This is a genomic window from Nocardia sp. NPDC059195 (assembly GCF_042754695.1).
Lineage (GTDB): Bacteria > Actinomycetota > Actinomycetes > Mycobacteriales > Mycobacteriaceae > Nocardia.
In genome coordinates this window covers 251,733-276,356 of record NZ_JBHZBG010000002.1, presented here as the reverse complement: position 1 = coordinate 276,356, position 24,624 = coordinate 251,733, and the positions used below count along the sequence as shown (strand labels likewise).

27 protein-coding genes are annotated in these 24,624 nt (G+C 67.7%); 20 read left to right on the top strand and 7 right to left on the bottom strand.

Going from position 1 to position 24,624, the window contains the following annotated elements; translation table 11 throughout:
* The first annotated feature begins 126 nt into the window (after positions 1-126).
* Entirely contained in the window at positions 127-552 is a 426-nt protein-coding gene (locus tag ACFXKN_RS03995) for a DUF5360 family protein (RefSeq protein WP_379432314.1), read from the top strand.
* 12 nt (positions 553-564) lie between these two features.
* Here ACFXKN_RS03995 and ACFXKN_RS03990 read toward each other — a convergent pair whose 3' ends face one another.
* Positions 565-1,353 (bottom strand): hypothetical protein, encoded by a 789-nt coding sequence (locus ACFXKN_RS03990; RefSeq protein WP_379432313.1) that lies wholly within the window; start codon positions 1,351-1,353, stop codon positions 565-567.
* Positions 1,354-1,515: 162 nt separating this feature from the next.
* Here ACFXKN_RS03990 and ACFXKN_RS03985 point away from each other — a divergent pair, with 162 nt between their 5' ends.
* From ACFXKN_RS03985 to ACFXKN_RS03975, 3 genes are all read left to right on the top strand, one after another.
* A complete protein-coding gene (locus ACFXKN_RS03985) occupies positions 1,516-2,250 on the top strand; it encodes a TSUP family transporter (RefSeq protein WP_379432312.1) in 735 nt (244 codons plus the stop codon).
* 306 nt (positions 2,251-2,556) lie between these two features.
* The gene (locus tag ACFXKN_RS03980) at positions 2,557-3,345 is read left to right on the top strand and encodes an inositol monophosphatase family protein (RefSeq protein WP_379432311.1); all 789 of its coding nucleotides are present in this window, start codon (positions 2,557-2,559) and stop codon (positions 3,343-3,345) included.
* Between the two features lie 175 nt (positions 3,346-3,520).
* Positions 3,521-4,018, top strand: coding sequence for a hypothetical protein (locus ACFXKN_RS03975; RefSeq protein WP_379432310.1), 498 nt, complete (start codon positions 3,521-3,523; stop codon positions 4,016-4,018).
* A gap of 71 nt (positions 4,019-4,089) precedes the next feature.
* Here the strand turns inward: ACFXKN_RS03975 and ACFXKN_RS03970 are convergent, their stop codons facing one another.
* Positions 4,090-4,698 carry a hypothetical protein gene (locus ACFXKN_RS03970; protein WP_379432309.1) on the bottom strand — a complete coding sequence of 203 codons (609 nt, stop codon included), beginning with the start codon at positions 4,696-4,698 and terminating at the stop codon, positions 4,090-4,092.
* An 80-nt stretch (positions 4,699-4,778) separates the two neighbouring features.
* Here ACFXKN_RS03970 and ACFXKN_RS03965 point away from each other — a divergent pair, with 80 nt between their 5' ends.
* Positions 4,779-5,600 carry an acyl-CoA thioesterase gene (locus ACFXKN_RS03965; RefSeq protein WP_378945228.1) on the top strand — a complete coding sequence of 274 codons (822 nt, stop codon included), beginning with the start codon at positions 4,779-4,781 and terminating at the stop codon, positions 5,598-5,600.
* Positions 5,601-5,650: 50 nt separating this feature from the next.
* On the opposite strand, the gene ACFXKN_RS03960 is transcribed toward ACFXKN_RS03965, so the two are convergent.
* The gene (locus ACFXKN_RS03960; protein WP_379432428.1) at positions 5,651-7,342 is read right to left on the bottom strand and encodes an APC family permease; all 1,692 of its coding nucleotides are present in this window, start codon (positions 7,340-7,342) and stop codon (positions 5,651-5,653) included.
* A 212-nt stretch (positions 7,343-7,554) separates the two neighbouring features.
* Here ACFXKN_RS03960 and pdxT point away from each other — a divergent pair, with 212 nt between their 5' ends.
* Both pdxT and ACFXKN_RS03950 read left to right on the top strand, forming a co-directional pair.
* Positions 7,555-8,175, top strand: coding sequence for a pyridoxal 5'-phosphate synthase glutaminase subunit PdxT (gene pdxT / locus ACFXKN_RS03955; RefSeq protein ID WP_379432308.1), 621 nt, complete (start codon positions 7,555-7,557; stop codon positions 8,173-8,175).
* A gap of 93 nt (positions 8,176-8,268) precedes the next feature.
* Complete coding sequence (locus tag ACFXKN_RS03950) at positions 8,269-9,024, top strand: YebC/PmpR family DNA-binding transcriptional regulator (RefSeq protein WP_378945235.1); 756 nt, start codon at positions 8,269-8,271, stop codon at positions 9,022-9,024.
* Positions 9,025-9,084: 60 nt separating this feature from the next.
* Here ACFXKN_RS03950 and ACFXKN_RS03945 read toward each other — a convergent pair whose 3' ends face one another.
* A complete protein-coding gene (locus ACFXKN_RS03945; RefSeq protein ID WP_379432307.1) occupies positions 9,085-9,585 on the bottom strand; it encodes an SRPBCC domain-containing protein in 501 nt (166 codons plus the stop codon).
* A 92-nt stretch (positions 9,586-9,677) separates the two neighbouring features.
* Here ACFXKN_RS03945 and ACFXKN_RS03940 point away from each other — a divergent pair, with 92 nt between their 5' ends.
* From ACFXKN_RS03940 to ACFXKN_RS03915, 6 genes are all read left to right on the top strand, one after another.
* Positions 9,678-10,187, top strand: coding sequence for an O-acetyl-ADP-ribose deacetylase (locus ACFXKN_RS03940; RefSeq protein WP_379432306.1), 510 nt, complete (start codon positions 9,678-9,680; stop codon positions 10,185-10,187).
* Positions 10,188-10,233: 46 nt separating this feature from the next.
* Positions 10,234-10,401, top strand: coding sequence for a hypothetical protein (locus ACFXKN_RS03935; RefSeq protein ID WP_379432305.1), 168 nt, complete (start codon positions 10,234-10,236; stop codon positions 10,399-10,401).
* Between the two features lie 80 nt (positions 10,402-10,481).
* Positions 10,482-11,051 (top strand): crossover junction endodeoxyribonuclease RuvC, encoded by a 570-nt coding sequence (ruvC, locus tag ACFXKN_RS03930; protein WP_056810781.1) that lies wholly within the window; start codon positions 10,482-10,484, stop codon positions 11,049-11,051.
* Positions 11,048-11,647, top strand: a complete 600-nt coding sequence (ruvA, locus tag ACFXKN_RS03925; RefSeq protein WP_379432304.1) for a Holliday junction branch migration protein RuvA — start codon at positions 11,048-11,050, stop codon at positions 11,645-11,647. Before ruvC ends, ruvA begins: the two co-directional genes overlap by 4 nt.
* Positions 11,648-11,650: 3 nt before the next feature.
* Complete coding sequence (gene ruvB, locus ACFXKN_RS03920) at positions 11,651-12,739, top strand: Holliday junction branch migration DNA helicase RuvB (RefSeq protein ID WP_379432303.1); 1,089 nt, start codon at positions 11,651-11,653, stop codon at positions 12,737-12,739.
* Between the two features lie 54 nt (positions 12,740-12,793).
* Positions 12,794-13,306, top strand: coding sequence for a GtrA family protein (locus ACFXKN_RS03915; protein WP_379432302.1), 513 nt, complete (start codon positions 12,794-12,796; stop codon positions 13,304-13,306).
* Positions 13,307-13,456: 150 nt separating this feature from the next.
* Here ACFXKN_RS03915 and ACFXKN_RS03910 read toward each other — a convergent pair whose 3' ends face one another.
* A complete protein-coding gene (locus tag ACFXKN_RS03910; RefSeq protein WP_379432301.1) occupies positions 13,457-14,032 on the bottom strand; it encodes a DivIVA domain-containing protein in 576 nt (191 codons plus the stop codon).
* 36 nt (positions 14,033-14,068) lie between these two features.
* On the bottom strand, positions 14,069-14,698 hold the full coding sequence (locus ACFXKN_RS03905) for a TetR/AcrR family transcriptional regulator (protein WP_378945270.1): 630 nt from the start codon (positions 14,696-14,698) through the stop codon (positions 14,069-14,071).
* Between the two features lie 85 nt (positions 14,699-14,783).
* Here ACFXKN_RS03905 and ACFXKN_RS03900 point away from each other — a divergent pair, with 85 nt between their 5' ends.
* The 6 genes from ACFXKN_RS03900 (at position 14,784) to ACFXKN_RS03875 (ending at position 22,110) form a co-directional block, all read left to right on the top strand.
* Complete coding sequence (locus tag ACFXKN_RS03900) at positions 14,784-16,274, top strand: flavin-containing monooxygenase (RefSeq protein WP_379432300.1); 1,491 nt, start codon at positions 14,784-14,786, stop codon at positions 16,272-16,274.
* A 142-nt stretch (positions 16,275-16,416) separates the two neighbouring features.
* Positions 16,417-16,758 carry a preprotein translocase subunit YajC gene (gene yajC / locus ACFXKN_RS03895; RefSeq protein ID WP_379432299.1) on the top strand — a complete coding sequence of 114 codons (342 nt, stop codon included), beginning with the start codon at positions 16,417-16,419 and terminating at the stop codon, positions 16,756-16,758.
* Between the two features lie 100 nt (positions 16,759-16,858).
* Positions 16,859-18,601, top strand: coding sequence for a protein translocase subunit SecD (secD, locus tag ACFXKN_RS03890; RefSeq protein WP_379432298.1), 1,743 nt, complete (start codon positions 16,859-16,861; stop codon positions 18,599-18,601).
* Positions 18,598-19,776: a protein translocase subunit SecF gene (gene secF / locus ACFXKN_RS03885; protein WP_378945289.1), complete on the top strand. Its 1,179-nt coding sequence runs from the start codon at positions 18,598-18,600 to the stop codon at positions 19,774-19,776. The genes secD and secF overlap by 4 nt, the downstream gene beginning before the upstream one ends.
* A 25-nt stretch (positions 19,777-19,801) precedes the next feature.
* Positions 19,802-21,514: an ABC transporter substrate-binding protein gene (locus ACFXKN_RS03880; RefSeq protein ID WP_378945293.1), complete on the top strand. Its 1,713-nt coding sequence runs from the start codon at positions 19,802-19,804 to the stop codon at positions 21,512-21,514.
* A 23-nt stretch (positions 21,515-21,537) separates the two neighbouring features.
* Positions 21,538-22,110, top strand: a complete 573-nt coding sequence (locus ACFXKN_RS03875) for an adenine phosphoribosyltransferase (protein ID WP_378945296.1) — start codon at positions 21,538-21,540, stop codon at positions 22,108-22,110.
* A 7-nt stretch (positions 22,111-22,117) separates the two neighbouring features.
* On the opposite strand, the gene ACFXKN_RS03870 is transcribed toward ACFXKN_RS03875, so the two are convergent.
* Positions 22,118-22,729 carry a GNAT family N-acetyltransferase gene (locus tag ACFXKN_RS03870; RefSeq protein WP_378945299.1) on the bottom strand — a complete coding sequence of 204 codons (612 nt, stop codon included), beginning with the start codon at positions 22,727-22,729 and terminating at the stop codon, positions 22,118-22,120.
* Positions 22,730-22,965: 236 nt separating this feature from the next.
* Between ACFXKN_RS03870 and ACFXKN_RS03865 the strand changes: the two genes are divergently transcribed.
* Positions 22,966-24,543, top strand: coding sequence for an ABC-F family ATP-binding cassette domain-containing protein (locus ACFXKN_RS03865; protein ID WP_378945303.1), 1,578 nt, complete (start codon positions 22,966-22,968; stop codon positions 24,541-24,543).
* Positions 24,544-24,624: the final 81 nt, after the last annotated feature.

The following is a 24,624-nucleotide window of genomic DNA, read 5'->3' as shown; positions in this document are numbered from 1 at the left end:
CGCGTTATCGGTGGCGCCCTGCGGGTGAACGGGCGGAGCGTCGATCTGTTCGAATGATAGGGTCGCGCCGAACAGGTTGTAATCGATTGCAGCTCAGGCAAATTCATGTCAGGAGTGGGTGGCTTCATGAGCCTGAAGGTCGCAAAGATTCTGCTGCTGATCACTGACGCATTGCTGATGCTGTACTGGGTGGCGGTAGCGGTGGACGCGATTCCGAAGGAGTCGGCCTTCCGTGACTACTCCGATCCCATGATGCAGGCATGGAATTGGTCCTTCTTTCCACTCGATCTCGCCGCCGCGGTGTTCGGGTTCGCTGGGGTCTATCTGGTCAGCCGCCGTCATCGGCTCGGCTGGGTGGTCCTCACGATCGGGCTCACGCTGACCTTCTGTGCCGGGTTCATGGCGATCTCGTTCTGGGCCTACTACGGAGACTTCAACGCGATCTGGTGGATCTCCAATGCGGCGCTGATGGTCGTTCCGGCCATCGTCTTCACGATTCTCGTTGTCGACCGCGCCGCCGGTGCTGAGGTCGGCTCCGGACCAGGTCGGTGACGAAGCTCGCTCCTACGGCTGGCCCGCCGCGCCTTCGGTGTCGGCGGTGAGGGCGTCGGCGAAGTTCTCGGCGTAGCCGAGGATGAGTTGGCGCTGGGTGGGCAGGAGGACGGCTAGTTCGTGCCAGGCGATGGCGGTGGGTGAGCCGTAGAGGTGGGTGAGGTCGGTGACCAGGGCTGCTGCTTGTTCGGGGGTGGGAGGGGTGGGGCGGGCGAAAGCCAGTAGGGAGGCGCCGATGGCGATGTGGCGGTAGCCGTGGGTGGTCATGCGGCGGATGACGGTGTGGTTGTCGTAGGTGCTCCAGTCGTCGGCGAAATACCCGTTGGGGATGCCGGCGATGGCGAGGTCGTCGCGGTCCACCGGGACGCGCTGGATCAGGATGACGTCGTCGACCACGCGGTCGGGGGAGCGGTTGGCGGCGACGAGTGCGGTGAGTTCGTCCTCGGAGGCGTTGCGGGTGTCGCGCAACGATTCCCAGGGCACGCGGGCGGACGGGTTGTCGAGCAACGCGGCGATCCGGGAGACCGTGGCGTTCTCGGCGTGGTGGGTGGCGGCAGGGTCGTCCGGGTCGTCGTGTCCGTCGCCCTCCACGAGCCCGAGGGTGGCGTGCATGCTCGTGTACGCGCACTGGCCGAGATCGTCGAGCGTGCACAGGATCCGCGCGTCGGGATGATCCATGCGGACGAGCTCTAACGCGTCGAGCAGCTGGGCGAAGGTGGTGACGTCGTCGAGGCGGGCAACGGTGTTGGAGTCCAGCCGGTTACGTCGAACGGGTGGTTCGCCCGGCTCGAAAGTCGTCATCTGCACGGTGACATCCTGGCACGGCCCTCGGCGCGTCGTCGCGATCCCGCGGGCGGTGTTCGATGTGGGTCTCGGATGGCCCGCGCCCCGCGGCGTCGCGCGCATGCCGCGCGGTGGATGCCCGGGAATTGCTGCCAACTGGGCATACCGTACAGTCGGTCCGTGACCGCGCTCGACTTGTCCTTGCTGGTCGTCGCGGGATTCTTTACCGGGTTGATCGGTTTCGTCACCGGGATGGCCTCGATCGTCTCCTATCCGGCGCTGCTGGCCGCCGGTCTGCCGCCTGTCGCGGCCAATGTCACCAACACGGTCGCCATGGTCGCCGTCGGTGTCGGGGCGACCGCGAATTCCGGACGTGAACTCATCGGGCGCGGGGCCACTCTGGTGCGCTGGGCGGTGCTGTCGGCTGTGGGTGGGCTGCTCGGTGCGCTCGCCCTGCTGGTCGCGCCGGACGGCGCGTTCGAGGTGGTGGTGCCGTTCCTGGTGGCCATGGCGTCGATCGCACTGCTGGTGCAACCACTGGTCCGCCGCCATGTCGGCGAGCTCAGCGCGCCCTGGATCGTGCCGGTCGGCATCCTGCTCACGTCGGTGTACGGCGGGTATTTCGGCGCGGGCGCGGGCGTGATCTACCTGTCGATGATGCTGCTGTGCACCTCCGAATCCATCTGGAGCGCATCGATTCTCAAGAGCTACCTGCTCGGCATCGCGAACCTGGTCGCCGCGATCGGATTCGCGGTGTTCGGGCCGGTGCACTGGGGTGCGGCGCTGGCGCTGGGCGCGGGTGCGCTGGCGGGTGGCTGGTGTGGTCCGCCGGTGGTGAAAGTGATCCCACCGAGTGTGTTGCGGGTGACTGTCGGGATCGGCGGACTCGGCCTCGCCGTATTCCTGGCCCGATAGGCGTACCTCCGCATTCGCTCCGGCCGTGCGCGATAGAGGACCGCTGCGCGTCTGCGCCCGATAGGCGTACCTCCGCATTCGCTCCGGCCGTGCGCGATAGAGGACCGCTGCGCGTCTGCGCCCATGAGGCGTACCTCCGCCTTCGCTCCGGCCGTGCGCGATAGAGGACCGCTGCGCGTCTGGGCCCATGAGGCGTACCTCCGCATTCGCTCCGGCCGTGCGTGGTCGAGGACCGCTGCGTGTCGGCGCCTATGAGGACCGCGGGTTCGCCTGCCGGGGTGCGGCGCTGTCCGTAGCCTGGAAACGGTGCACCAGTCAGACAGTGAAATCGCAATCCACGCAACAGAAGTCGCTTCTGAAGTGATTCGGTCGGCGTTCCACGCTCCGCTCACTCACTACGCCAAACAGGGCGACGATTTCGCCACGCAGGCCGATATCGCGGCCGAGGATGCCATCCTCGACGTCCTCGCGGCAGCGCGTCCCGGCGACCGGTTCGTCGCCGAGGAATCCGGAGTCACCGGTTCGGCCCGTAGCGATCGGACCTGGTTCATCGATCCACTCTGTGGCACCAGGAATTTCGCTGTCGACACCGCGTTCGTTGCGGTCAATGTCGCCCTGCGCGACGGCGATACCGTGCAGGTGGCGGCGACCGCCGACCCGTTCGCCCGCGAAGTGTTCTGGACCGCGGGGGAGGGTGCGTTCCGGCGCGCCGACGGTCGCGACGAACCATTGCGCCCGCAGGCCGGAAGTCACCTGGTCGATGTCGATCTCGATCACCCGTTCCCGTGGTCGAGCCCGGCGCGACTGTTCGACGCCGAGGGTTTCGCGGGCGAGTTCCATGGCCGGGTGTTGTCGACCTCGCTGGCCCTTGTCTGGGTCGCGGCCGGACGGCGCGCCGCCTACATCACCGGCGGCGATATCCGCGACAGTGTGCATTTCAGCAGCGCGATCGCGGTGTGCCAGGCGGCGGGCTGCGTGGTCACCGGCCTCGCCGGGCAGCCACTGCACACCGCGCCGCACGGGCTGATCGCGGCAGCGGACGCGCCGACCCATGCCCGACTGGTCGAGGCGGTGGCGGGTCTGCGTTCCGGGTAATGCTGGGGTGCATCACAATCCGGTGTATCTCACAGACCCACGTTGTCTGTGTCTCAGAGTTTCCTCAACATCACTGGGTAGCGTCCTGGCCGTGGCATCGAGGCCTGCGCTGAGTGGCGCCGGTCTGGGCCGTCGCCCAGTGGGCGAGATTCCGACCCGACGTAAGGACGAGTGGATGAAGTTTCGTAGGACCGGACGAGTCGCGATCGCAGGACTGGCTGTGGTCTTTGCCCTCGGCCTGAGTGCGTGCAGTGACGACAAGGGTGACAAGCCCGCCGCCAAAACCACCACCAGTGCCAAGGCTGAGGCTTCGGCGGCTGCGAACCTGCCCGCCGTGCCGACGGTGGAGCAGCTCAACGCCCAGCTCACCACCGCGCTGGATCCGTCGGTCCCCAATGATCAGAAGCTGGACTTCGTGCAGGGCGGCGAGGCCGATCCCGAGCTGCCGAACCGCTTGGCCCAGGCCGCCTCGGATGCCAATGTCGTGGTGCAGGTCACCGAGGTGACCTCCTTCGGTGACAGTGTCAACGCGAAGGCCAATTTCACGGTCAACGGTCAGACCAATGTCGTCGACGTGCCGTTCGTGGCCGAGGACGGCAAGTGGAAGGTCCAGAAGTCGTGGGCCTGCGGCATGATGACCAACCTGGGTCAGACCTCGGTCGCCTGCGCCTGATCGTCCTCGCTCGAGCCCCGTTCGGAATTTCCGGACGGGGCTTTCGCGTCGGCGCCTCGGTGTGCGCGATGTCAGCTGCGCAGTGCCGCCCGATCGGGATGGTCCCAGCGAACCGTCCAGGTCGCTTCCTCGGGATTGTCGGCAGTGTGATCGCGCACAGCGGGCAAGGTCCATCGCTGTTCGGCGGGCGTGCGGCGCAGCGCCGCTTGCACACTCAGCTCCAAGCGGATCGTGAGATCGAAATCCAGGCCGCGACCCAGCAGCATCGGCCCGGCGAGCACCAGCACCAGATCGGCCTGCGCCACGCGAATCGCCGCCCGTGCGGACCTGTCTCGCTCCTCATCCCACAGCGCGGGCAACCAGCGCCCTTCGGTCCGCATCGCGTCCACGATCTCGCGCCGCACCGCCTCGTAGTCGAACCATGCTGTGCGATAAGACCATTCGTCGGCGCGCCCGTATTCCATGCGCAGCGACGCGGGTCGCACGTAGTCGTGCATCGACACCACCGCCGCCGATCGGCCCCGATCCGAGAGCGTCTCCACGATCCGGCGGCCGAGCTCGACGGGTGCAGCGGCATCGGCACCGTCGACCGCGAGCACCCGCCGCCCCGGCAGCTCGACGAGCCCGTCCGCGACGAGTCGGGCGAGGGCGGCGGGCGAGGTGGGAGTGAACGTCGGCACCGGACCATCTCAGCAAAATTCGGGGCCGCCGTGCGGAGCCGGACATACCGCCCGGTCGGCAAGGCGATAATCTCGAGCGCATGGCGACAATCGAAGAGGCGCTCGCGATCGAGCGGCTGGAGCGCGACATCTTCCGTGGTGCTTCCACGGAGTCTCAGCTACCGCGCACCTTCGGCGGTCAGGTGGCCGGGCAGGCGCTGGTCTCGGCGGTTCGCACCGTGGACCCCAGCTTCCAGGTGCATTCCCTGCACGGCTACTTCCTGCGACCGGGCAACCCGGAGGAACCCACCGTCTACCTGGTAGAGCGCATCCGCGACGGCCGGTCCTTCTGCACGAGGCGGGTCACCGGCGTGCAGGACGGGCAGGCGATATTCACGATGTCGGCCTCGTTCCATCACGGTGACGAAGGGCCGGAGCACCAGGACGTGATGCCCTCGGTCGAAGGCCCCGACGACCTGCCCGACGCCAGCGTGACGATGACCCCGGAGCGGCTGTGGGCCATGCGCGAGTGGGAGCACTGGGACATCCGCACGCTCCCGCAGGAACAGGTCGTCGCGCGCGACGGCGCCGTCTCCCCGCAGCAGGTGTGGTTCCGGTACCGGCACGCGCTGCCCGACGACCCGATGTTCCACGTCTGCACGCTGGCCTATATGAGCGACATGACGCTGCTCGGCTCGTCGAAGGTGACCCACCCCGACGAACCGACCCAGAACGCGTCCCTCGACCACGCCATGTGGTTCCTGCGCCCGTTCCGCGCCGACGAATGGCTGCTCTACGACCAGTCCTCACCCTCGGCCGGCTTCGGCCGCGCGCTCACCGGCGGCAAGATCTGGGACCGCGAGGGCAATCTGGTCGCCGCGGTCGTCCAGGAAGGTCTGATCCGCACGCCGCGCCACAAGTAGCACGCCGGTGGTGATCCGGTGCGGGTGGTCGCCGCACCGGATCACCACGACTACCGAACCTGCACGCGCAGGTGGCACACCACGGTGTCGCTCATCCGGCGCAGCACCCGTTCGAGTTCGTCGCTGCGGTGGCTCGGCAGCACCCGATCCCACCCGTTCGGCGGATCGATCTCCGCGATCACCACGACCTTGCGCCGACTGCCGAAATTGTCGCGGACATAGCGGGCCACCGGTCCGCCGACGGTGGCGTCGCTGTCCTCGAGCAGGACAAGGCGCACCCCGGGATGCCAGACATCCCAGGCTTTCGTGAACGCCGACGTCGACTCACCCGGCAGGCAGACGTGCACAGCGGTGACGTCCTCGCCGATCGACAGGGCGGCCGAGAGCGCTTCGCGACTGAGCTCGCACACTTCCGCGATCGGCACGATGATCGCGGTCCCGGTCGGGCGCGGCTGCGCGGGTACCGCACCGATACCGCGGGAACCACCGATCCTGGTGTAGGCGTTGCGAATCCGGTCCATGCCGAGCATCAGCAGCGGCAGCACGAGCACGATCAGCCAGGCACCCTCGGTGAACTTCATCGCGGTGGTGACGACGGCCGCGACGAAGGTCAGCAGCGCGCCGAAGCCGTTGAGCGCGATTCGCCAGCGCCAGCCGTCGGCGCGGGTCAGCCACCAGTGCCGGACCATGCCGGTCTGGGCGATGGTGAACCCGACGAACACGCCGATCGCGAACAGCGGGACGAGCGCGTTCATGCTGCCCGCGGCAGCCACCACCAGCACCGCGGCACTGATCCCGAGCGTCAGCACGCCGTATCGGTAGACCCGGCGCGGGGTGGCCACGGAGAACCGGTGCGGCAGGCAGTTGTCGTCGGCGAGCAGTCTGGTGAGCGTCGGCAGCCCGCCGTAGGAGGTGTTCGCCGCCAGCGCGAGCAGGATGACGGTGGCGAATTGCACCACGTAGTAGCCGACGCCGTGGCCGAGCGCGGCCTCGGTGAGTTGCGAGAGCACGGTGGTGCCCTCGATCGGCCGCAACGAGAACTTCTCGATCAGGATGGCGAGGCCGATCAGCATCGTGCCGAGCAGCAGGCCGAGCGCGACTTCGGCGTGCTGGGCGCGCCGCACGCGCGGCTGCTCGAAGCTGGGCACCGCGTTCGCGATCGCCTCGACACCGGTCAGCGCGGCACAGCCACTGGAGAACGCCTTGAGCAGCAGCAGGACACCCACGGTGTGGATATCGCTGACCGCCGCGGCGCCCGCGGTGACGGCCGCTGGTTCCGAACGCAGCAGCCCGCCGATGATCACCACGAAGATGCCGCCGACGAACACCGCGGTGGGCAGCATGAACGCCTTGGCGCTCTCGGTGATGCCGAGCAGGTTGAGCGCGGTGATCCCGATCAGCACGGCCAGACAGATCCACACCGTGTACCCGTGCAATCCGGGGAACGCCGAGGTCAGCGCCGCCACCCCGGCCGCGATGGAGACCGCGACATTGAGCACGTAGTCGACGATGAGCGAAGCGGCGGCGAGCAGACTGGTTCGGTCGCCGAGATGCTTCTTGGCGACCGCGTAGGCGCCGCCGCCGTTCGGGAACGCGGCGATCACCTGCCGGTAGGAGGCGATGAGGACGGCCAGCAGGGCCGCGATGGCCAGGGTTACCGGCAGGGTCATGCCGAGTCCGAGCCCGCCCGCGGTGGCCAGGACCAAGACGATGGCCTCCGGGCCGTAGGACACCGAGGCCATCGCGTCGAGGGACAGTCCGGCCAGGCCGGTGGGAACGGTCAGTCCGCGGCGCTCCGGGACGATCTGCGCAGGTCCTGGGGACTTGCGTGGCAGCAGTGCAATCACACATTGCAGTGTCGACCCGTTGCGCGCGGATGCACCCACCGTTGACGGAACCTTGACGCCGCGGCGTGAGCGGGCCCACACCGCCGGTGCTCGTAAGCTCAACGGCTGTGAACGCAACCTCGACCCGTACCCGCCCGACCATCGGTGTCCTCGCGCTGCAGGGTGACGTGCGCGAACACGTTGCCGCGCTGGAGCACTGCGGGGCGAAGCCGGTGCTGGTGCGGCGCGAATCGGAGTTGGCGGCCGTCGACGGGCTCGTGCTGCCCGGTGGTGAGTCGACCGCGATTTCCAAGCTGTTGCAAGCGTTCGACCTGCTCGAACCGTTGCGGGCGCGGCTGCGCGACGGGCTGCCCGCGTTCGGTTCCTGCGCGGGCATGATCCTGCTCGCTTCGGAGGTCCTCGACACCAGGGCCGACGCGCAGCACCTGTCCGGCATCGATATGACGGTGCGCCGCAACGCGTTCGGTCGTCAGGTCGACTCCTTCGAAACCGACCTGGACTTCACCGGTCTCGACACGCCCGTGCGCGCGGTGTTCATTCGCGCCCCGTGGGTGGAGCGTGTCGGTGACGGTGTCGAGGTGCTGGCGCGGGTGCCGCACGGTCCCGCGCAGGGGCGCATCGTCGCCGCCAGGCAGGGCAATGTGGTGGCGACCTCGTTCCATCCCGAGGTGACCGGCGATCTGCGGGTGCACGAACTGTTCGTCGACCTGGTCCGCATCGCACGCTGAAAGCCCGCGTAGGCGGGCGTCGCGCGCGGTGAGTAGGCTGGATCGAGCTTGTCCGCCCGGGCAGACGCGCAACCGACTTGAAGGAAGTAGGGCATGAGCGGCCACTCCAAATGGGCCACCACCAAGCACAAGAAGGCGGGAATCGACGCCAAGCGCGGCAAACTCTTCGCCAAGCTGATCAAGAACATCGAGGTGGCGGCCCGCACTGGTGGTAGTGACCCTGCGGGCAATCCGACGCTGTTCGACGCCATCCAGAAGGCGAAGAAGACATCGGTCCCCAACGACAACATCGAGCGCGCCCGCAAGCGCGGCGGTGGTGAAGAGGCCGGCGGCGCCGACTGGCAGACGATCATGTACGAGGGCTACGGGCCCAACGGTGTCGCCGTGCTGATCGAGTGCCTCACCGACAACCGCAACCGCGCCGCGGGCGAGGTCCGGTTGGCGATGACCCGCAACGGCGGCAACATGGCCGATCCGGGTTCGGTGTCGTACCTGTTCGCCCGCAAGGGTGTGGTGACCCTCGAGAAGAACGGCCTGTCCGAGGACGACGTCCTCGAGACGGTCCTCGACGTGGGCGCCGAAGACGTCAACGACCACGGCGATGTCTTCGAGATCATCTCCGAGCCAGGCGATCTGGTCGCGGTGCGGTCGGCTCTGCAGGCCGCGAACATCGACTACGACTCCGCCGAGTCCGGTTTTCAGGCGTCGGTGTCGGTCGCGGTCGACGCCGAGGGCGCCCGCAAGGTGTTCAAGCTGGTCGACGCGCTCGAAGACAGCGACGATGTGCAGAACGTGTACACCAATGTCGACATCTCCGACGAGGTCGCGGCCGAACTCGACGACGAGTAGGTTTCCCAGCCACGTGAACCGCCCCGGCCGTGAATTCGGCTGGGGCGGTTCACGTTTCGGCTAGGACGCCCGCTGTTTGTAGTAGTTCGACATCGACGGGTAGTAGTCGGCGAAATCCGGGCGTTCGGTGTGCGTGCACGCGGCGACGAACATGTCCGCGTAGTACTCCCAGCCCGGACCGATCTGGGGGATCTCCGCCAGCTGGTATTCGGACGTCAGATGATGGACCAGGCGCAGCTCGGTGGCCGCGCCGGTGTCGAGCAAGGTCACCTCCAGGCGCCACAGGCCGATCTGGTCGGTCGAGGAGATGCCGAGGTGGATCGGTGGGGTGCAGTCTTCGATGCGCATCGGCGTCCACGGTTCACCCTCCTCGAACCGCATCTGCACCCGGATGGTGTTGCCGGTCCCCGCTTCGCCTTCCCAGGTGCCGTACCACCCCGAGGTCAGATGCGGATCGGTCAACCGCGCCCACACCTCCTCGATCGGCAACCCCAACGACCGGGCGATCACCAGATCCCGCCCGTCGGGCGTCGACACGATGTCACCGGTGGGTTTGGCCATGCGTGGTTCTCCTCGCCTCGGACGGACCGACCATGCCTGCTCTCCTCGACCGTACCCGTGGTCGAAATCCACCCCCCGGCACAATGCTGATCATGACGCGAATCGATGCGGTCCGGGGCGACATCACCGAACAGCAGGTGGACGCGGTGGTCAACGCCGCGAATTCCTCGCTGCTCGGCGGCGGTGGGGTCGACGGGGCGATCCACCGCAAAGGCGGCCCGCAGATCCTGTCCGAATGCCGTGACCTGCGCGCCTCCCACTACGGCAAAGGTCTGCGAACCGGGCAGGCGGTGGCGACTACCGCGGGTCGGTTGCCGGCGCGCTGGGTGATCCACACTGTCGGCCCCGTGTGGTCGCCGACCGAGGACCGCTCCGAGCTGCTCGCTTCGTGTTATCGCGAATCCCTGCGTGTGGCAGACGAATTGGGGGCGGCGACAGTCGCGTTCCCGGCGATCTCCACGGGCATCTTCGGCTGGCCGCTCGACGATGGCGCGCGGATCGCGGTCGACACCGTACGCGCGGCCGAGACAGCGGTGACGCAGGTGTGGTTCGTGCTGTTCGACGATCGTGCGCTCGAGGTTTTCACCGCCGCGCTCGGGTAAACGCTCGCTGGGCGATGGCGACTGTCGACGGTGGTCAGCCTATCGGGTGGAGCACACGCTCACCAGGCACGACGGTGAGGTTGCCGCGACAGTGTCGTATGTGAGCGGGCTGCTCGACCTGCGCCTGCGCAAGTTGGTCGCGGATCCGGCGCGGGTCTGGGCTGAGCACGCACGCGATCCCGCGTTACTCGGGCTGCCGCCCCGAGCGGCGTGAGAGTCGTGTCGTTGGTCGGTCGGAACCCGGGAATGCTCTAGACTTTCGAACAACTGTTCGTGTCTTCGAAGGGGTGGCCGGTGCGGGTGATGGGCGTCGATCCGGGGCTTACCCGGTGCGGGCTCAGCATGGTCGACAGCGGGCCGGGCCGGAAGGTGGTCGCCCTCGATGTGGGGGTGGTGCGCACGCCGCCGGATGCCGAGCTGGCATTGCGGTTGATGGCTGTCGCCGATGCCGCCGAGGAGTGGATGGATACCCATCGGCCCGAAGCTGTCGCGATCGAGCGGGTATTCGCGCAGCACAATGTGCGGACCGCGATGGGGACAGCACAGGCCGGTGGGGTGATCGCGCTGGCCGCCGCGCGGCGCGGGATCCGGGTGGCGTTCCATACGCCCAGCGAGGTGAAAGCCGCTGTCACCGGCAATGGTACGGCGGATAAAGCGCAGGTCACCGCCATGGTGACGCGGATTCTCGGGTTGCAGGTCGCACCGAAACCCGCCGATGCCGCCGACGCGCTCGCGCTGGCCATCTGTCATTGTTGGCGGGCGCCGCTGATGGACCGGATGGCGGCCGCGCAGGCGCAGGCGGAGCAGGTCCGCCGCCGCTACGAACAACGGCTCGCCGAACAACGGAAGGTGGTGCGCGGGTGATCGCGTCGGTACGCGGTGAGGTACTCGAGATCGCGCTCGATCACGTGGTGATCGAGGCCGCGGGCGTCGGGTATCGCCTCAATGCCACCCCGGCCACCCTCGCCGGGCTCACCCGCGGTGAACAGACCCGCCTCTACACGGCGATGATCGTGCGCGAGGACTCGATGACCCTGTTCGGGTTCGCCGACACCGAAGCGCGCGAACTGTTCGGGCTGCTGCAGACCGTTTCCGGCGTCGGCCCCCGTCTGGCGATGGCGGTGCTGGCCGTGCTCGAACCCGAAGCACTGCGAAAAGCGCTGGCAGAGAGCAATGTCGCCGCCCTGACCCGGGTCCCCGGCATCGGCAAACGCGGCGCCGAGCGGATGGTCGTCGAACTGCGCGACAAGGTGAACCAGGTGGCTGTTCCCACCGGTCCGCCCGGCGCGGAAATGCCGAGTACCCCTGTGCGCGAACAGGTTTCCGAAGCGCTCATCGGCCTCGGGTTCCCCGCGAAGCAGGCCGAACAGGCCGTCGACACCGTCCTGGCCGACCAGCCGACCGCCACCACCTCGGTGGCTTTGCGCGCGGCGCTCGGCCTGCTCGGCAAGAACAGGTAGACCGTGTACGACGACGACATCGACGAGACCGACGAATCCGACCTCACCGCCCGGTATCTCAGCACCGACGGCGAAGCCGAGACCGGCCTGCGTCCCACCTCGCTCGACGAGTTCATCGGCCAGCCCCGCGTGCGCGAACAGCTCGCCCTAGTCCTGCGCGGCGCCAGCCAGCGCGGCGCCACCCCCGACCACGTCCTGCTGTCGGGACCGCCCGGCCTCGGTAAGACCAGCATGGCGATGATCATCGCGGGCGAACTCGGCACCGCCCTGCGCATCACCTCGGGTCCGGCACTGGAACGCGCGGGCGACCTCGCCGCCATGCTGTCCAACCTGGTCGAGGGCGATGTCCTGTTCATCGACGAGATCCACCGAATGGCCCGCCCGGCCGAGGAAATGCTGTACCTGGCGATGGAGGACTTCCGCGTCGACGTGGTGGTCGGTAAGGGCCCCGGGGCGACCTCGATCCCCCTCGATATCGCCCCGTTCACCCTGGTCGGCGCCACCACCCGTTCGGGTGCGCTCACCGGCCCGTTGCGCGATCGCTTCGGCTTCACCGGCCACATGGACTTCTACGACCCCGCCGAACTGCTGCAGATCCTCACCCGCTCGGCCCGCATTCTCGGCGTGCAGATCGACCACGACGCCGCCGCCGAAGTCGCCGGACGCTCCCGAGGTACCCCGCGTATCGCCAACCGGCTACTGCGCCGCGTCCGCGACTACGCTGAGGTCAGGGCGGACGGCATCATCACCCACCCGATCGCGATGGCGGCGCTCGAGGTCTACGACGTCGACGCGCTCGGCCTGGACCGGCTCGACCGCGCCGTCCTCGGCGCGCTCGTGCGTGGATTCGGTGGGGGACCGGTGGGCGTATCGACCCTGGCCGTTGCCGTCGGCGAGGAGGCGGCCACCGTGGAAGAGGTCTGCGAACCGTTCCTGGTGCGCGCTGGACTCGTCGCCCGCACACCCCGCGGCCGGGTCGCGACGGCGGGCGCCTGGGAGCATCTGGGCTTGGTACCGCCGCCCGATCTGGTCATCGGCGCCATCGAAGTGCGTGGGCGTGAACCGCAACCGAGCGCCGAGGGCTACGACTGAGATACCGCGGCTCCAGGCGGGCACGGCGCCGCGACGTCGTCTACTGTCGATTCAGTGGCAGTCCTAGAGGTGGTGCAACGACTCCCCGAGCCGTTGCGTTCCCTGCTGATGAAGCATCGGGAACTTCTGAAATTCGCCGTGGTCGGCGCGATCACCTGGTTCATCGATACCGGTGTCGTGTACGCGGTGAAACTGACCGTGCTCGGCGACAAGCCGCTCACCGCGCGCCTGCTCGGCGCGCTGATCGCGACCATCGCCTCCTACATCCTCAATCGCGAGTGGTCGTTCCGCGCACGCGGCGGCAGGCAGCGCAGTCACGAAGCCGCCCTGTTCTTCACGGTCAGCGCACTGGGCATCGCGGTCACCATGATCCCGCAGGCGATCTCGCTCTACGCGCTGAATCTACGTGTGCCGCACGTGGATCCGACGGTGCAGATGGTCGCCAACTTCATCTCGGGACAGATCTTGGGCGTCCTGCTGGCCATGGCGTTCCGCTTCTGGGCCTTCCGCCGCTACGTCTTCCCTGACGACCTGCGCGAAGCCGAACTCCACAGCATCCAGGGATAGGGAGAGGGGCGGCACCACCGCGGCGCAGCCGCCCATCACGGTACTCGGCCGCCTTGATCTGGACTGACCGGAGGGTGCGACGAAGGAGTGCCCGGAGGGAGGGAAGATCGAGGCTTCCAGGCCGAGAACCCGCGGCGCCAGCCGCAAAAATTACAGTCGTTCGGGGTGTTCCAGGGCCGTGATCACCAGGTCGATGAAGGCGTCCACTTCTTCGCGGGAGTAGCCGCGGGTGCCGAGCCGGGTGTCGGTGAAGCGGACGCTGCGCACATCGGAGGTGGTGAGGCTGCCGGGGCCGTTGTGGGCCAGGGTCGCCGCGACCAGGTCGAGGAAGGCGTCGACCTCTTCCTCGTGGTAGCCGCGCCTGCCGACGGCGGACTGGGTGAAACGCATGCGGTGCACGTCGTCGGGGGTGAGCATCTCGGCGACATCGTCGCCCGCACGCGCCGCGGGAACGGGAGCTCCGCCCTTCTGACGATGTTCGAGCTCGGTCCGCACCCGGTCGAGGAAGTCGTCGACCTGGTCGGCCTGATACCCGCGACCGCCGAAACGCGGTGCGCCGAAGTGCACGTGGCGGATGTCGTCGGCGGTGAGTGCGCCCTGCCCGTCGAGGGTGGCCGACACTCGTTCCAGAAAGGCGTCGACCTCGTCTGCGTGGTAGCCGCGATGCCCCAGCGTCGGCATGGCGAAGTGGGTGCGGCTCACATCGTCGGGCGTCACAGCGGTCATTGTCTCAGGATTGCCCTTCTATCCCACGGCTTTTCGCTATCGGGCAGCGGCGCGCACGCCATCGATGAACAGCCGCCGCACGGCGTGACTGTACACCGCCATCGACGCTGGATCGGGGGTTCGCATGCCCGCGACGAGGCCGGCGACGATCATGCCGAGCGCCGCCTTGGCGGTGTTGGCGGTATCGATATCGGCACGGAGGTAACCGATGCGCACGCCGTGCTCGAGGTAGCGCGTCATGAGGATCTCGGTGACATCGACCAGGCCGTACACCCGTTCGGTGAGTTCGTCGTCGATTCCGGTGGCGTGGAACAGCAGTAGGTGCGCCGTACGCGGATCGTCGAGCAGGACGCGGTTGAGGGAATCGCCGATCCGGTCGATCAACGCGGCGTATTCGGAGATGGTGGACGCGCTCTCGGGCTCGATGTCATCGTCGAGCGCGCCGAAGATGCGCCCGCTCACCTCGTCGATGACATGGTCGATGATGTCGCGCTTGTTCGCGAAATAGCGGTAGAAGGTGCCGTGCCCGATGCCGAGGCGCGTGGCGATATCGGCGATTCCGGTGGCGTGATAGCCCTTCTCGGCGAAGCAGTCGAACGCGGTATCGACTATCTCCCTGCGCAATTCGGCTTTTCGCTGGTCGATTCGCGAGGGTGGCTTCGTCACATTGACGATGTTACAGTCGACGTAACGAGAATGACGCGTCATTCTTGCGATTCGGCATTCACAGATCTCGATGTGGAGGTTCGACGTGGTACCTCAGTTCGACGCGGTCGTCGTCGGCGCGGGTTTCGGTGGCATCGGTGCCGGTATCGAACTCGACCGGCTCGGGTTGCGCGATTTCGTCATCCTGGAACGGGAGGACGACCTGGGCGGCACCTGGCATGTGAACAGGTATCCGGGTCTGGCGGTCGATATCGCCTCGGTGACCTACTCCTATTCTTTCGAGCCGAACCCGCGCTGGACCCGGCTGTTCGCACCCGGCGCCGAGCTGAAGAAATACGCCGAGCACGTGGCAGGCAAATACGATCTGCGCAGGCGGATGCGGTTCGGGACCGTCGTCGACGGTGCGCGCTGGGATGCCGAAGACCAGCAGTGGGTGGTGACGATCGCCGGCGGTGAGACGCTCACCGCGCGCTATCTGCTCGCGGCGACGGGGTTCTTGTCCCAGCCCTACACTCCGCCGTTTCCCGGCATCGAGTCCTTCGCGGGCAAGATCATCCACACCACCGACTGGGACGCCGATTACGACCTGACCGGTCGCAAGGCTGCCATCATCGGCACCGGTGCCACCGCGGTGCAGTTGGTGCCCGAGGTCGCGAAGAAGGTCGGCGAACTGACCGTCTTCCAGCGCACCCCGATTTGGGTGGTGCCCAAGGTCGACGCCCCGATTCCCGGGGTGGTGCGGGAACTGTTCGACAGAGTTCCGCTCACGCAGAAGGCGGCACGGCTGGTCAATACCGGCATGCTGGAGGCGCTGATGGTCGTCGGCGTGCTGCATTACAAGCAGGCCAAACCATTGAACCGGGCGGCCGCCGCGTTGGCCAAGGCGCACCTGTTCGCGCAGGTGCGTGATCCGGCGACCAGGCAACAGCTCACCCCGCACTACGACTTCGGCTGCAAGCGCCCGACGTTTTCCAATCAGTACTTCAAGACGTTCAACCAGCCGCACGTACGGCTGGAAACGAACTCGATCGACCATGTGGAACCCGACGGCATCGTCACCGCCGACGGCCACAAAACCGAGATCGACACCCTGCTGCTCGCCACCGGTTTCAATCTCTGGGACGTGAACTTCCCGGCCATCGAGATCGTCGGCCGCGACGGCGTGAACCTCGGAAAGTTCTGGCGCGACAACCGTTTTCAGGCCTATGAGGGCATCACTGTGCCCAAGTTCCCGAACTTCCTGAGCCTCAACAGCCCCTACTCCTACAGCGGGCTGTCGTACTTCACCACCATCGAAGCCCAGATGAAGCACATGGGCAGATTGTTCACCGAACTGTTCCGCCGCGGCGAGCAGACCTTCGAGGTCACCGACGAGGCCAATGCGGAGTTCCTCGACCGGATGACCGACAAGCTGGGTTCCTCGGTGTTCTACGGCGGCGACTGCGCCACCGCGCGCAGCTACTACTTCAACCAGCACGGCGAAGCGGCGCTGCTGCGGCCGACCAGCACCGCCGCCGCGCACCGCGAGGCTGTCAGCTTCCCACTCGACGATTACACCTACGGCCCCGTCTCCTGAGCACCTCGGCCCCGGTTCGCGCACCCACCGGCCGGGTCGTTTTCACACGCGCGTCGGTGTCCGGTGTGTCGCCGCGGCGGGGAACTGGCAGACTGTCAGGCGTACTTGCACGTCCACCACTGACTAGGGACTGACTTCGACGATGGACTTCCTGTTTCCGCTGCTGATCCTGGCCCTGCTCGTGCCGATGTTCTTCGGTATCCGCAAACAGAAGCGTGAGGCCGAGAAGGTCTCGACGATGCAGGAGGCCCTGAAGGTCGGTGACGCTGTCGTCACCACCTCCGGTCTGTACGGCACCGTCGTCGATCTCGACGAGAACACCGTCGATCTGGAGATCGCCGAGGACGTGGTCACCACCTGGCTGCGCCAGGCGATCCGCGAGGTGCGCGCCGACGAGCAGACGGTCGAGGAGGCTCCCGAGGTCACCGACGCCCCCGCCGAGGAAGCCGTCGAGCAGACCGAGACCCGGCTGACCAAGGACTGACCAGTCCCTTTTTCCCGCCCGGGCGCGTACCAGCGTTCCGGGCCGGGCACCGTTGTGCCCACCGATCCAGCCTCGACTTCCGCCTAGGAGATGACCTGCTGTGCCACCTTCCCAAGGATCGGCGCATCCGTTCCGGCTGCTCGGCGTCTACGCCGCGCTGCTGGCCGTGATCTACGCGCTGGTGTTCTTCACCGGTGACCATTCCCCGTCGGCCAAGCTCGGCATCGACCTGCAGGGCGGTACCCGCGTCACGTTGACCGCGCGTACCCCCGACGGCAACAAGCCGAGCCAGGACAGCCTGAAGAAGGCGCAGGAGATCATCGAGAACCGTGTCAACGGTCTCGGCGTCTCCGGCTCCGAGGTGGTCATCGACGGTGACAATCTGGTCATCACGGTGCCCGGCGAGGACAGCCAGCAGGCACGCGCGCTGGCCACCACCGCCAAGCTCTACATCCGCCCGGTGCTGTTCGCGACCGAGCCGCAGGCAGGCGGGGCGGCACCGCCCGCGACCGGTACCGCGCCACCAGGCACCGCACCCCCGGCCACGGACGCTCCGGTGCCCGCGCCGGGCGAGGCGACCCCGCCCGTGCCCGGCGCGGTGACCCTGCCCGGCGATGCGACGCTGCCCGGCGATGCGACGCTGGCACCGACCACCCCGGCGCCGCAGTCGCGGGTGTTCCCCGCACAGGCACCGCCGACGCCGACCCCGACGCCCGGTGGTCTCACCCACCAGCAGCAGCAGGCGAAGGAGATCGCCGACGCCAAGGCGCTGCGCCAGAGCACCGATCAGCAGGTTCAGCAGGTCGCTGTGGCGGCCATGGACTGCACCAAGCCCGACCCGCTGGCCGGAAACGACGATCCGGCCCTGCCGCTGGTCACCTGCTCGCAGGACGGCACCGAGGTGTTCCTGCTCGGCCCGAGCCGCATCGACGGCCAGGAGATCGCCGACGCGACCTCCGGCCTGAACTCGCAGCAGGCCCGGCACGAGGTGAACCTCGAGTTCAAGTCCGCCGGTGCCGACGCCTGGTCGGACCTGACCGGTGAGTACGTCAACAAGCGGGTCGCTTTCGTGCTCGACTCGCAGGTCGTCAGCGCGCCGCAGGTGCAGCAGGGGCCGCAGCTGGGTGGTCGCACCTCGATCTCGGGTAGCTTCACCGCCGACAGTGCGTCCGAGCTGGCCAACACTCTGAAATACGGTTCGCTGCCGCTGTCGTTCCAGACCTCGGAAGCGGAGACGGTCTCGGCGACGCTCGGCCTTTCCTCGCTGAAGGCGGGTCTGCTGGCCGGTGCCATCGGCCTGATCGCGGTGCTGCTCTACTGCCTGCTCGTGTACCGGATGCTCGGCCTGCTGGCCGGGTTCTCGCTGATCGCGGCCGGTGTGGCCGTCTACGGCATCATCGTGCTGCTCGGCCGGTGGATCGGCTTCACCCTCGACCTCGCGGGTATCGCCGGTCTGATCATCGGTATCGGTCTGACGGCGGACTCGTTCGTGGTGTTCTTCGAACGCATCAAGGACGAGATGCGCGAAGGCCGCAGCTTCCGGTCGGCGGTGCCGCGCGGTTGGGCACGAGCCCAGCGCACCAACCTCTCCGGTAAGACGGTCAGCTTGATCGCCTCGGTCGTGCTGTATCTGCTCGCCGCCGGTCAGGTGAAGGGCTTCGCCTTCACCCTCGGCGTCACCACCGTGCTCGACGTGATCGTGCTCTACCTGGTCACCGCACCGCTGCTGATGCTCGCCGCCCGCTCGCCGTTCTGGGCGAAGCCGTCGGTGAACGGCCTCGGCTCGGTTCAGCAGATCGCCAGGGAACGCGGCCAGGCCAGGTCGAAGGAGATGTCACGATGAGCAACGACAACCCCACCGAGGAATCGGTGAACCTGGACAAGTTCGAGCCCGCGCAGGGCCCGAAGCACGGATTCTTCGAACGTCTCTACACCGGCACCGGCGGCTTCCCGATCGTCAGCAGGCGCAGGTTCTTCTACACGCTGTCGGCGGTGCTGCTGCTGATCTCGCTGCTCAGCATCGCGGTGCGTGGCTTCACCCTCGGTATCGACTTCGAGGGCGGCTCGCGCATCCAGATCCCCGCGGCTGACAACGTCAGCACCCAACAGGTGGAAGATGTCTACGCCGAGACGCTGGGCCATGGGCCGGTCTCGGTGCAGAAGGTCGGCTCCGGGGCCTCGGCCACCATCCAGGTGCGCTCGGAGACCCTCGACCTGACCCAGACCGAGCAGGTCCAGTCCGCGCTGTTCGATCGGTTCCAGCCCAAGGACTCCGCGGGCGAGGTGAGCCGCAACGCCATCAGCATCGCCGAGATCAGCGAGACCTGGGGCGGGCAGATCACCCAGAAGGCGCTGATCGCGCTGGCGGTGTTCGTGCTGTTGACGATGATCTACATCGCCATCCGCTTCGAACGAGACATGTCGATCGCGGCGATCGTGTCGCTGTTCTTCAACCTGTTCGTGACGGCGGGTATCTACTCGCTGGTCGGGTTCGAGGTGACACCGGCCGCGGTGATCGGTCTGCTCACGATTCTGGGCTACGTGCTCTACGACAACGTGGTGGTCTTCGACAAGGTCGAGGAGAACACCCGCGGTGTGCTGCACCTGAACAAGCGCACCTACGCCGAACAGGCCAACCTGGCGGCCAACCAGACCCTGATGCGGTCGATCAGCACCACGATCATCGGCATTCTGCCGATCATCGGCATGCTGGTGATCGCGGTGTGGCTGCTCGGTGTCGGCACGCTCAAGGACCTCGCGCTGGTGCAGCTGGTCGGCATGATCGTCGGCGCCTACTCCTCGATCTTCCTCGCTGTGCCGGTGCTGGTCTCGATCAAGGAACGCTGGGGTCCGGTGGCCGCGCACACCAAGAAGGTGCTGGACAAGCGTGCCGGTGTCGGCGCGGGCGTCCGGGTTCCGGTGGGCGCGTCGGCGGCCCGTGGTCCGCGACCGACCGACGGCGGCGCGCCGCGGCCGGGTTCGCGTCCGAGCGGAAAGCGTCAGAAGAGAAGGCACTGACGACCGACAAGCAGGGGGTCTCATCATGCGACGCAGCACGATTCGACTGATCACCGGGCTCGCCACGGCGGCCGTGACCACCTCCGTGGTGGCCGGCTGCTCGGCGAAGAACCAGGTGCCCTCCATCGGGTACGCGGTCGACGCCGCGGTCGCCAGCTACAACGGCGCGAGCACGCTCGGCGCCAGTAGCGGTGCCACCGCGGTGTTCGGCCGCGTGCTGACCGGTTTCTTCTACACCGGACCCGATGGCCAGCAGGTGGCCGACACCGACTTCGGCACGGCCAAGGAGGTGCCGGGCGAGACGCAGACGGTGCAGTACCGGCTCAACCCGGACGGGGTGTACTCCGACGGGGTGAAGACCTCCTGCGACGACTTGGTGCTGGCCTGGTCGGCCCGCTCGGGCAAGTTCACCCGCCCCGGCGATCGCGGGCCCGTCTCGTTGTTCGACGCGGCGAGCACCGCGGGCTACGACGAGATCGAGCGGATCGACTGCCAGCCGGGATCCAAGGACGCCACCGTGGTGTTCCGGCCGGGCAAGCACTACCTGCCGTGGCGGACGCTGTTCACCGCGGCCGAGGTGATGCCCGCGCATGTGGTGGCGCAGGCGGTCGGCGTGCCGAATGTGGTGAACGCCCTGCAGACCGGCGACGGTGCGGTGATCGGCCGGATCGCCGATTTCTGGAACACCGGCTGGACCGTGCGGGCCGGGGCGCTCGACCTGACGAAGTTCCCGTCATCGGGGCCGTATCGGATCGAATCCTTCAGTGCCAAGGACGGTTTGGTGCTGGTCGCCAATGAGAAGTGGTGGGGTGACCCGCCCGAGACGAAGCGGATCGTGGTGTGGCCCAAGGGCACCGACTTCGCCGCCAAGGCGAAGGAGAACGCACTCGGGGTCGTCGATCTCGGTGCCGGTTCGGTCGCGGACCTGAATCTCGATGGTTTCGACGAGCAGACGGTCGCGAGTCGCAGCACCGAACAGCTCGTGCTCGCTACCGGCGGGGTGTTCGCGCGGGTGGAGGTGCGCCGGGCGTTCGCGCAGTGTGTGCCGCGGCAGGCGCTGTTCGACACCCTCGGTAAGGCAGGAGAGCCGCCGAAGCAGGGGCTCGGTGCTGGTGTTCTGAATGCCCATGTGGTGCAGCAGGATTCGCTGTACTACCCGGCGGTGATCGGGGGCGCCGATCGGTATCGCGGCGCCGATATCCCCGCGGCCACCGCGACTTTGGCCTCCTCCGGCACGGCGCAGCCGACGGTGCGGATCGGTTATCAGGGGCCGGACGCGCGTCGCGCGCAGACTGTGGCGATGATCGCCGAGTCCTGTCGCGGGGCGGGAATCACCGTGGTCGACGCGGGTGCGCCCGATTTCACGCCGTTGCGGCTTCCCGAGGGTGCGGTCGACGCGGTACTCGGCGGAACCGGCGCGGTGCCCGGGCCCGCGGGGTCGAGCGCGGGTGTGGTCGCGCTCGCCGCGTTGCGGGCAGGTAGCGGCCTCGATTTCGGTGGCTTCGCTAACGGTCGCTACGATGCGATCACCGATCAGCTTGCGGGCGAGGCCAACTCGACCGCGACGCTGAACCTGCTGACCGAGGCCGAGAACCTGCTGTGGGCGCAGCTACCGAGCATTCCGTTGTTCGCGACGCCGCGCACCATCGCCTTCGGCAACGGCATGCAGAACGGGATCGCCGGGCCGACGCAGGCTGGTACCGGGTGGAATATGGATCGCTGGGTGTTGCAGCGATGAGTGGACGTGAGAGGCGAGGGTTGATGAGCAAGCACGCGGTGGTCGAGTCCGACGATCGGGCCAGTGAGCGGACCGCGGAGGCGGCCGAGGCGGTCACTCGGCTGACCCGCTGGCACGACGACTTCCCCACGCCGGGTGTGCGTTTCGCCGATCTCACCCCGGTCTTCGCTGACGCCGCCGGCTTCCGCGCTGTCATCGACTGCTTCGCCGCCATCGCCCCCGACGCCGACCTCGTGGCCGGTGTCGACGCGCGTGGCTTCCTGCTCGGCGCGGGCGTCGCGGCGACCCTCGGCACCGGCGTGCTCGCCATCCGCAAGGGCGGCAAGCTCCCACCGCCGGTCGTCTCACGTGAGTACAAGCTCGAATACGGTTCCGCCGCACTGGAAATCCCCGCCGATGGCGTCGACCTCGAGGGCAAGCGGATCCTGCTGCTCGACGACGTCCTCGCCACCGGCGGCACCCTCGCCGCCGCGGCCGCCCTGTTCAAGGAGGTCGGCGCCGAGGTGGTCGCCGCCGCCGTGGTGATGGAACTCGAGTTCCTGAAGGGGCGCGAGCACCAGGGTGACTACCCGGTGACCTCGATCGTCAAGCTCTGATCCGTCCTCAGCGCGCCGCGCGCAGCATCGGCCAGATCGGCGGGCCGCCCGGGACGTGGAGTTCGCCCGTCACCGTGAAGCCGAAGCGTTCGTAGTACGGAACGTTGACCGGGTTGCTGGATTCGAGATAGGCGAGCGCGCCGTCCGCGTCTACGCGCTCGAGCCGGGAGTGCAGCAGGGCGTGGCCGAAGCCACGGCCTCTGGCATCAGGGGTGGTGCCGATCATTCCCAGGTACCAGTGCGGTTCTGTGGGGTGGTTCTTTTTCAGCAGGGTGCCGACCTGGTTGCCCGCCATGGTGCGGCGGCCGAGGGCACGCCAGATGCCGGGCAACGTGCGAAGTTCGGTGATCGTCGACGTCTCGGCCCGGTGCGGCGAGGTCCACAGGGCGGCGCCGCCCACCGTGCCGTCCGGGCGTAACGCCAGGTCGGACGCACCGCCGGGGACGAAGATGTGGCGCGCCATGGTGGCGAAGAATCGACGCAGCCCGACCGCTCGCCGGTGCGGATCGGGCAGGACCCAGCTCATCACCGGGTCGTGCTGGAAGGCCTCGGCCAGCGTCCGCGCCGCCGCCTCGACGTCGCTCTGACCGGCTGTCCGCACCGCAATCGTCTCCGACATCGCACTCCTCGGCCAGTGGGGCTGTGCTCGCGTGCTCGCCCCGAATTCCAGACTAGCCGCGTCATGAGCGGGCTCACAGGTCGAGGAAAAGGGGTGGCGCGCCGGGTACCGGGGGTGTTATCAATGAAGGGTCTTGTTCCCGGCGATCAGAGTCACGCGTTGATTTCTTGAGGTAGCGCTCTCGGGCGGTCCGCATTCTGCGCACCGTGTATCCGTCGCACCTCCAGGGGATCCGCATGACCTCTCTTTCTCTTTCCGATCTCACCTTTCACTGGCCGGATGGCACCCCGGTCTTCGATGGGCTCGATGCTGTCGTCGGACCCGGGCAGGTCGGCCTGGTCGGCAGCAACGGCGCCGGAAAGTCCACGTTGCTGCGGCTTTTGGCCGGTGAGCTGAAGCCGGTGCGCGGGTCGATCTCCGTGCCGGGCAGTCTCGGGTACCTGCGTCAGGACCTGGGCATGCGCACCGGTCAGCGGGTCGACGCCGTGCTCGGCATCGCCGAGGTGCGCGAGGCACTGCACCGGATCGAAAGCGGTATCGGCGAGCCCGCAGACTTCGACACCGTCGGCATGGCCTGGCAGGTCGAGGACGAGGCCGTCGCACTGCTCGGCAGGCTCGGGCTCGACTATGTCGCCAAGTCGGTCGACGACCTGGACCGCACCCTCGATACCCTCTCCGGCGGCGAAACCGTGCTGCTCGGACTGGTCGCCGAACTATTGCGCGAACCCGACGTGCTGCTGCTCGACGAACCGACCAACAACCTCGACGCGGTCGCCCGCGGGCGGCTCTACGAGGTGATCCGGCAGTTCGCCGGCACCGTGATCGTGGTCAGCCACGATCGTGAACTACTCGACCGGATGGACGGCATCGCCGAACTGCGTGCGGGTGAAATCCGGTCCTTCGGCGGTGGTTTCAGTGATTACGAGCGGATCATCGAGGCCGAGCAAGAGGCGGCGCGCGCTGCCGTGCGCGACGCGCGCAGCGATGTGCGCAAGCAGGCGCGCGAACTCGTCGACGCGCGAACGAAACTGGACCGGCGGGCCCGTTTCGCGCAGAAGATGCAGGACAACAAGCGGGTGCCGAAAATCGTTGCGGGACTGCGCAAGAACGCCGCCGAGGTGTCGGCGGGCAAACTGCGCAACTCCCACATCGACAAACTCGACTCTGCCCGCGAAACCCTCGACCACGCCGAGGAATCGGTGCGCGCGGACCGGGAGATCCGCATCGAGCTCCCCGGTACCCGGCTGTATCCGGGTCAGGACGTGCTCGACCTGGAGCAGGTCGAACTGGCCAACGGGCCGGTGGTCGACCTGCGCGTGAGCGGACCGGAGCGGATCGCGTTGACCGGGCGGAACGGAGCGGGCAAAACCACCCTGCTGCGCCGGATCGTCGCCGAGGGGCCGAAGGTGGCCTGGCGGTTGCTGCCGCAGCGTCTCGACGTCTTCGACGAAACGCGAACGGTGTTCGAGAACGTCGCCGCCGCCGCGCCGCACGCGACACCGGAACAGATCCGCGGTCAGCTCGCACGCTTCCTGTTCCGCGGTGCCGACGCCGACATCGCCGCCGCCGCGCTGTCGGGCGGCGAGCGATTGCGTGCGGCCCTGGCGACACTGCTGCTCGCCGAGCCTGCTCCGAAACTGCTGATGCTCGACGAACCGACCAACAACCTCGACCTCCCCAGCCTCGCCCACCTCACTCAGGCACTGGCGAGTTTCGAGGGCGCGTTGATCGTGGTGAGCCACGACGACCGCTTCCTCGACGACATCGGGGTCACCCGCAGGCTCGAGCTCACCCCCGGGGGGCTCGTCGAGTAGTGCCCCGCGATCAGTCCAGCAGGTCGGCGGCGCCGCTCCGTGCCGACCGGAGGTGGCGGGTCGGTGATGTCGGTGGGCAGG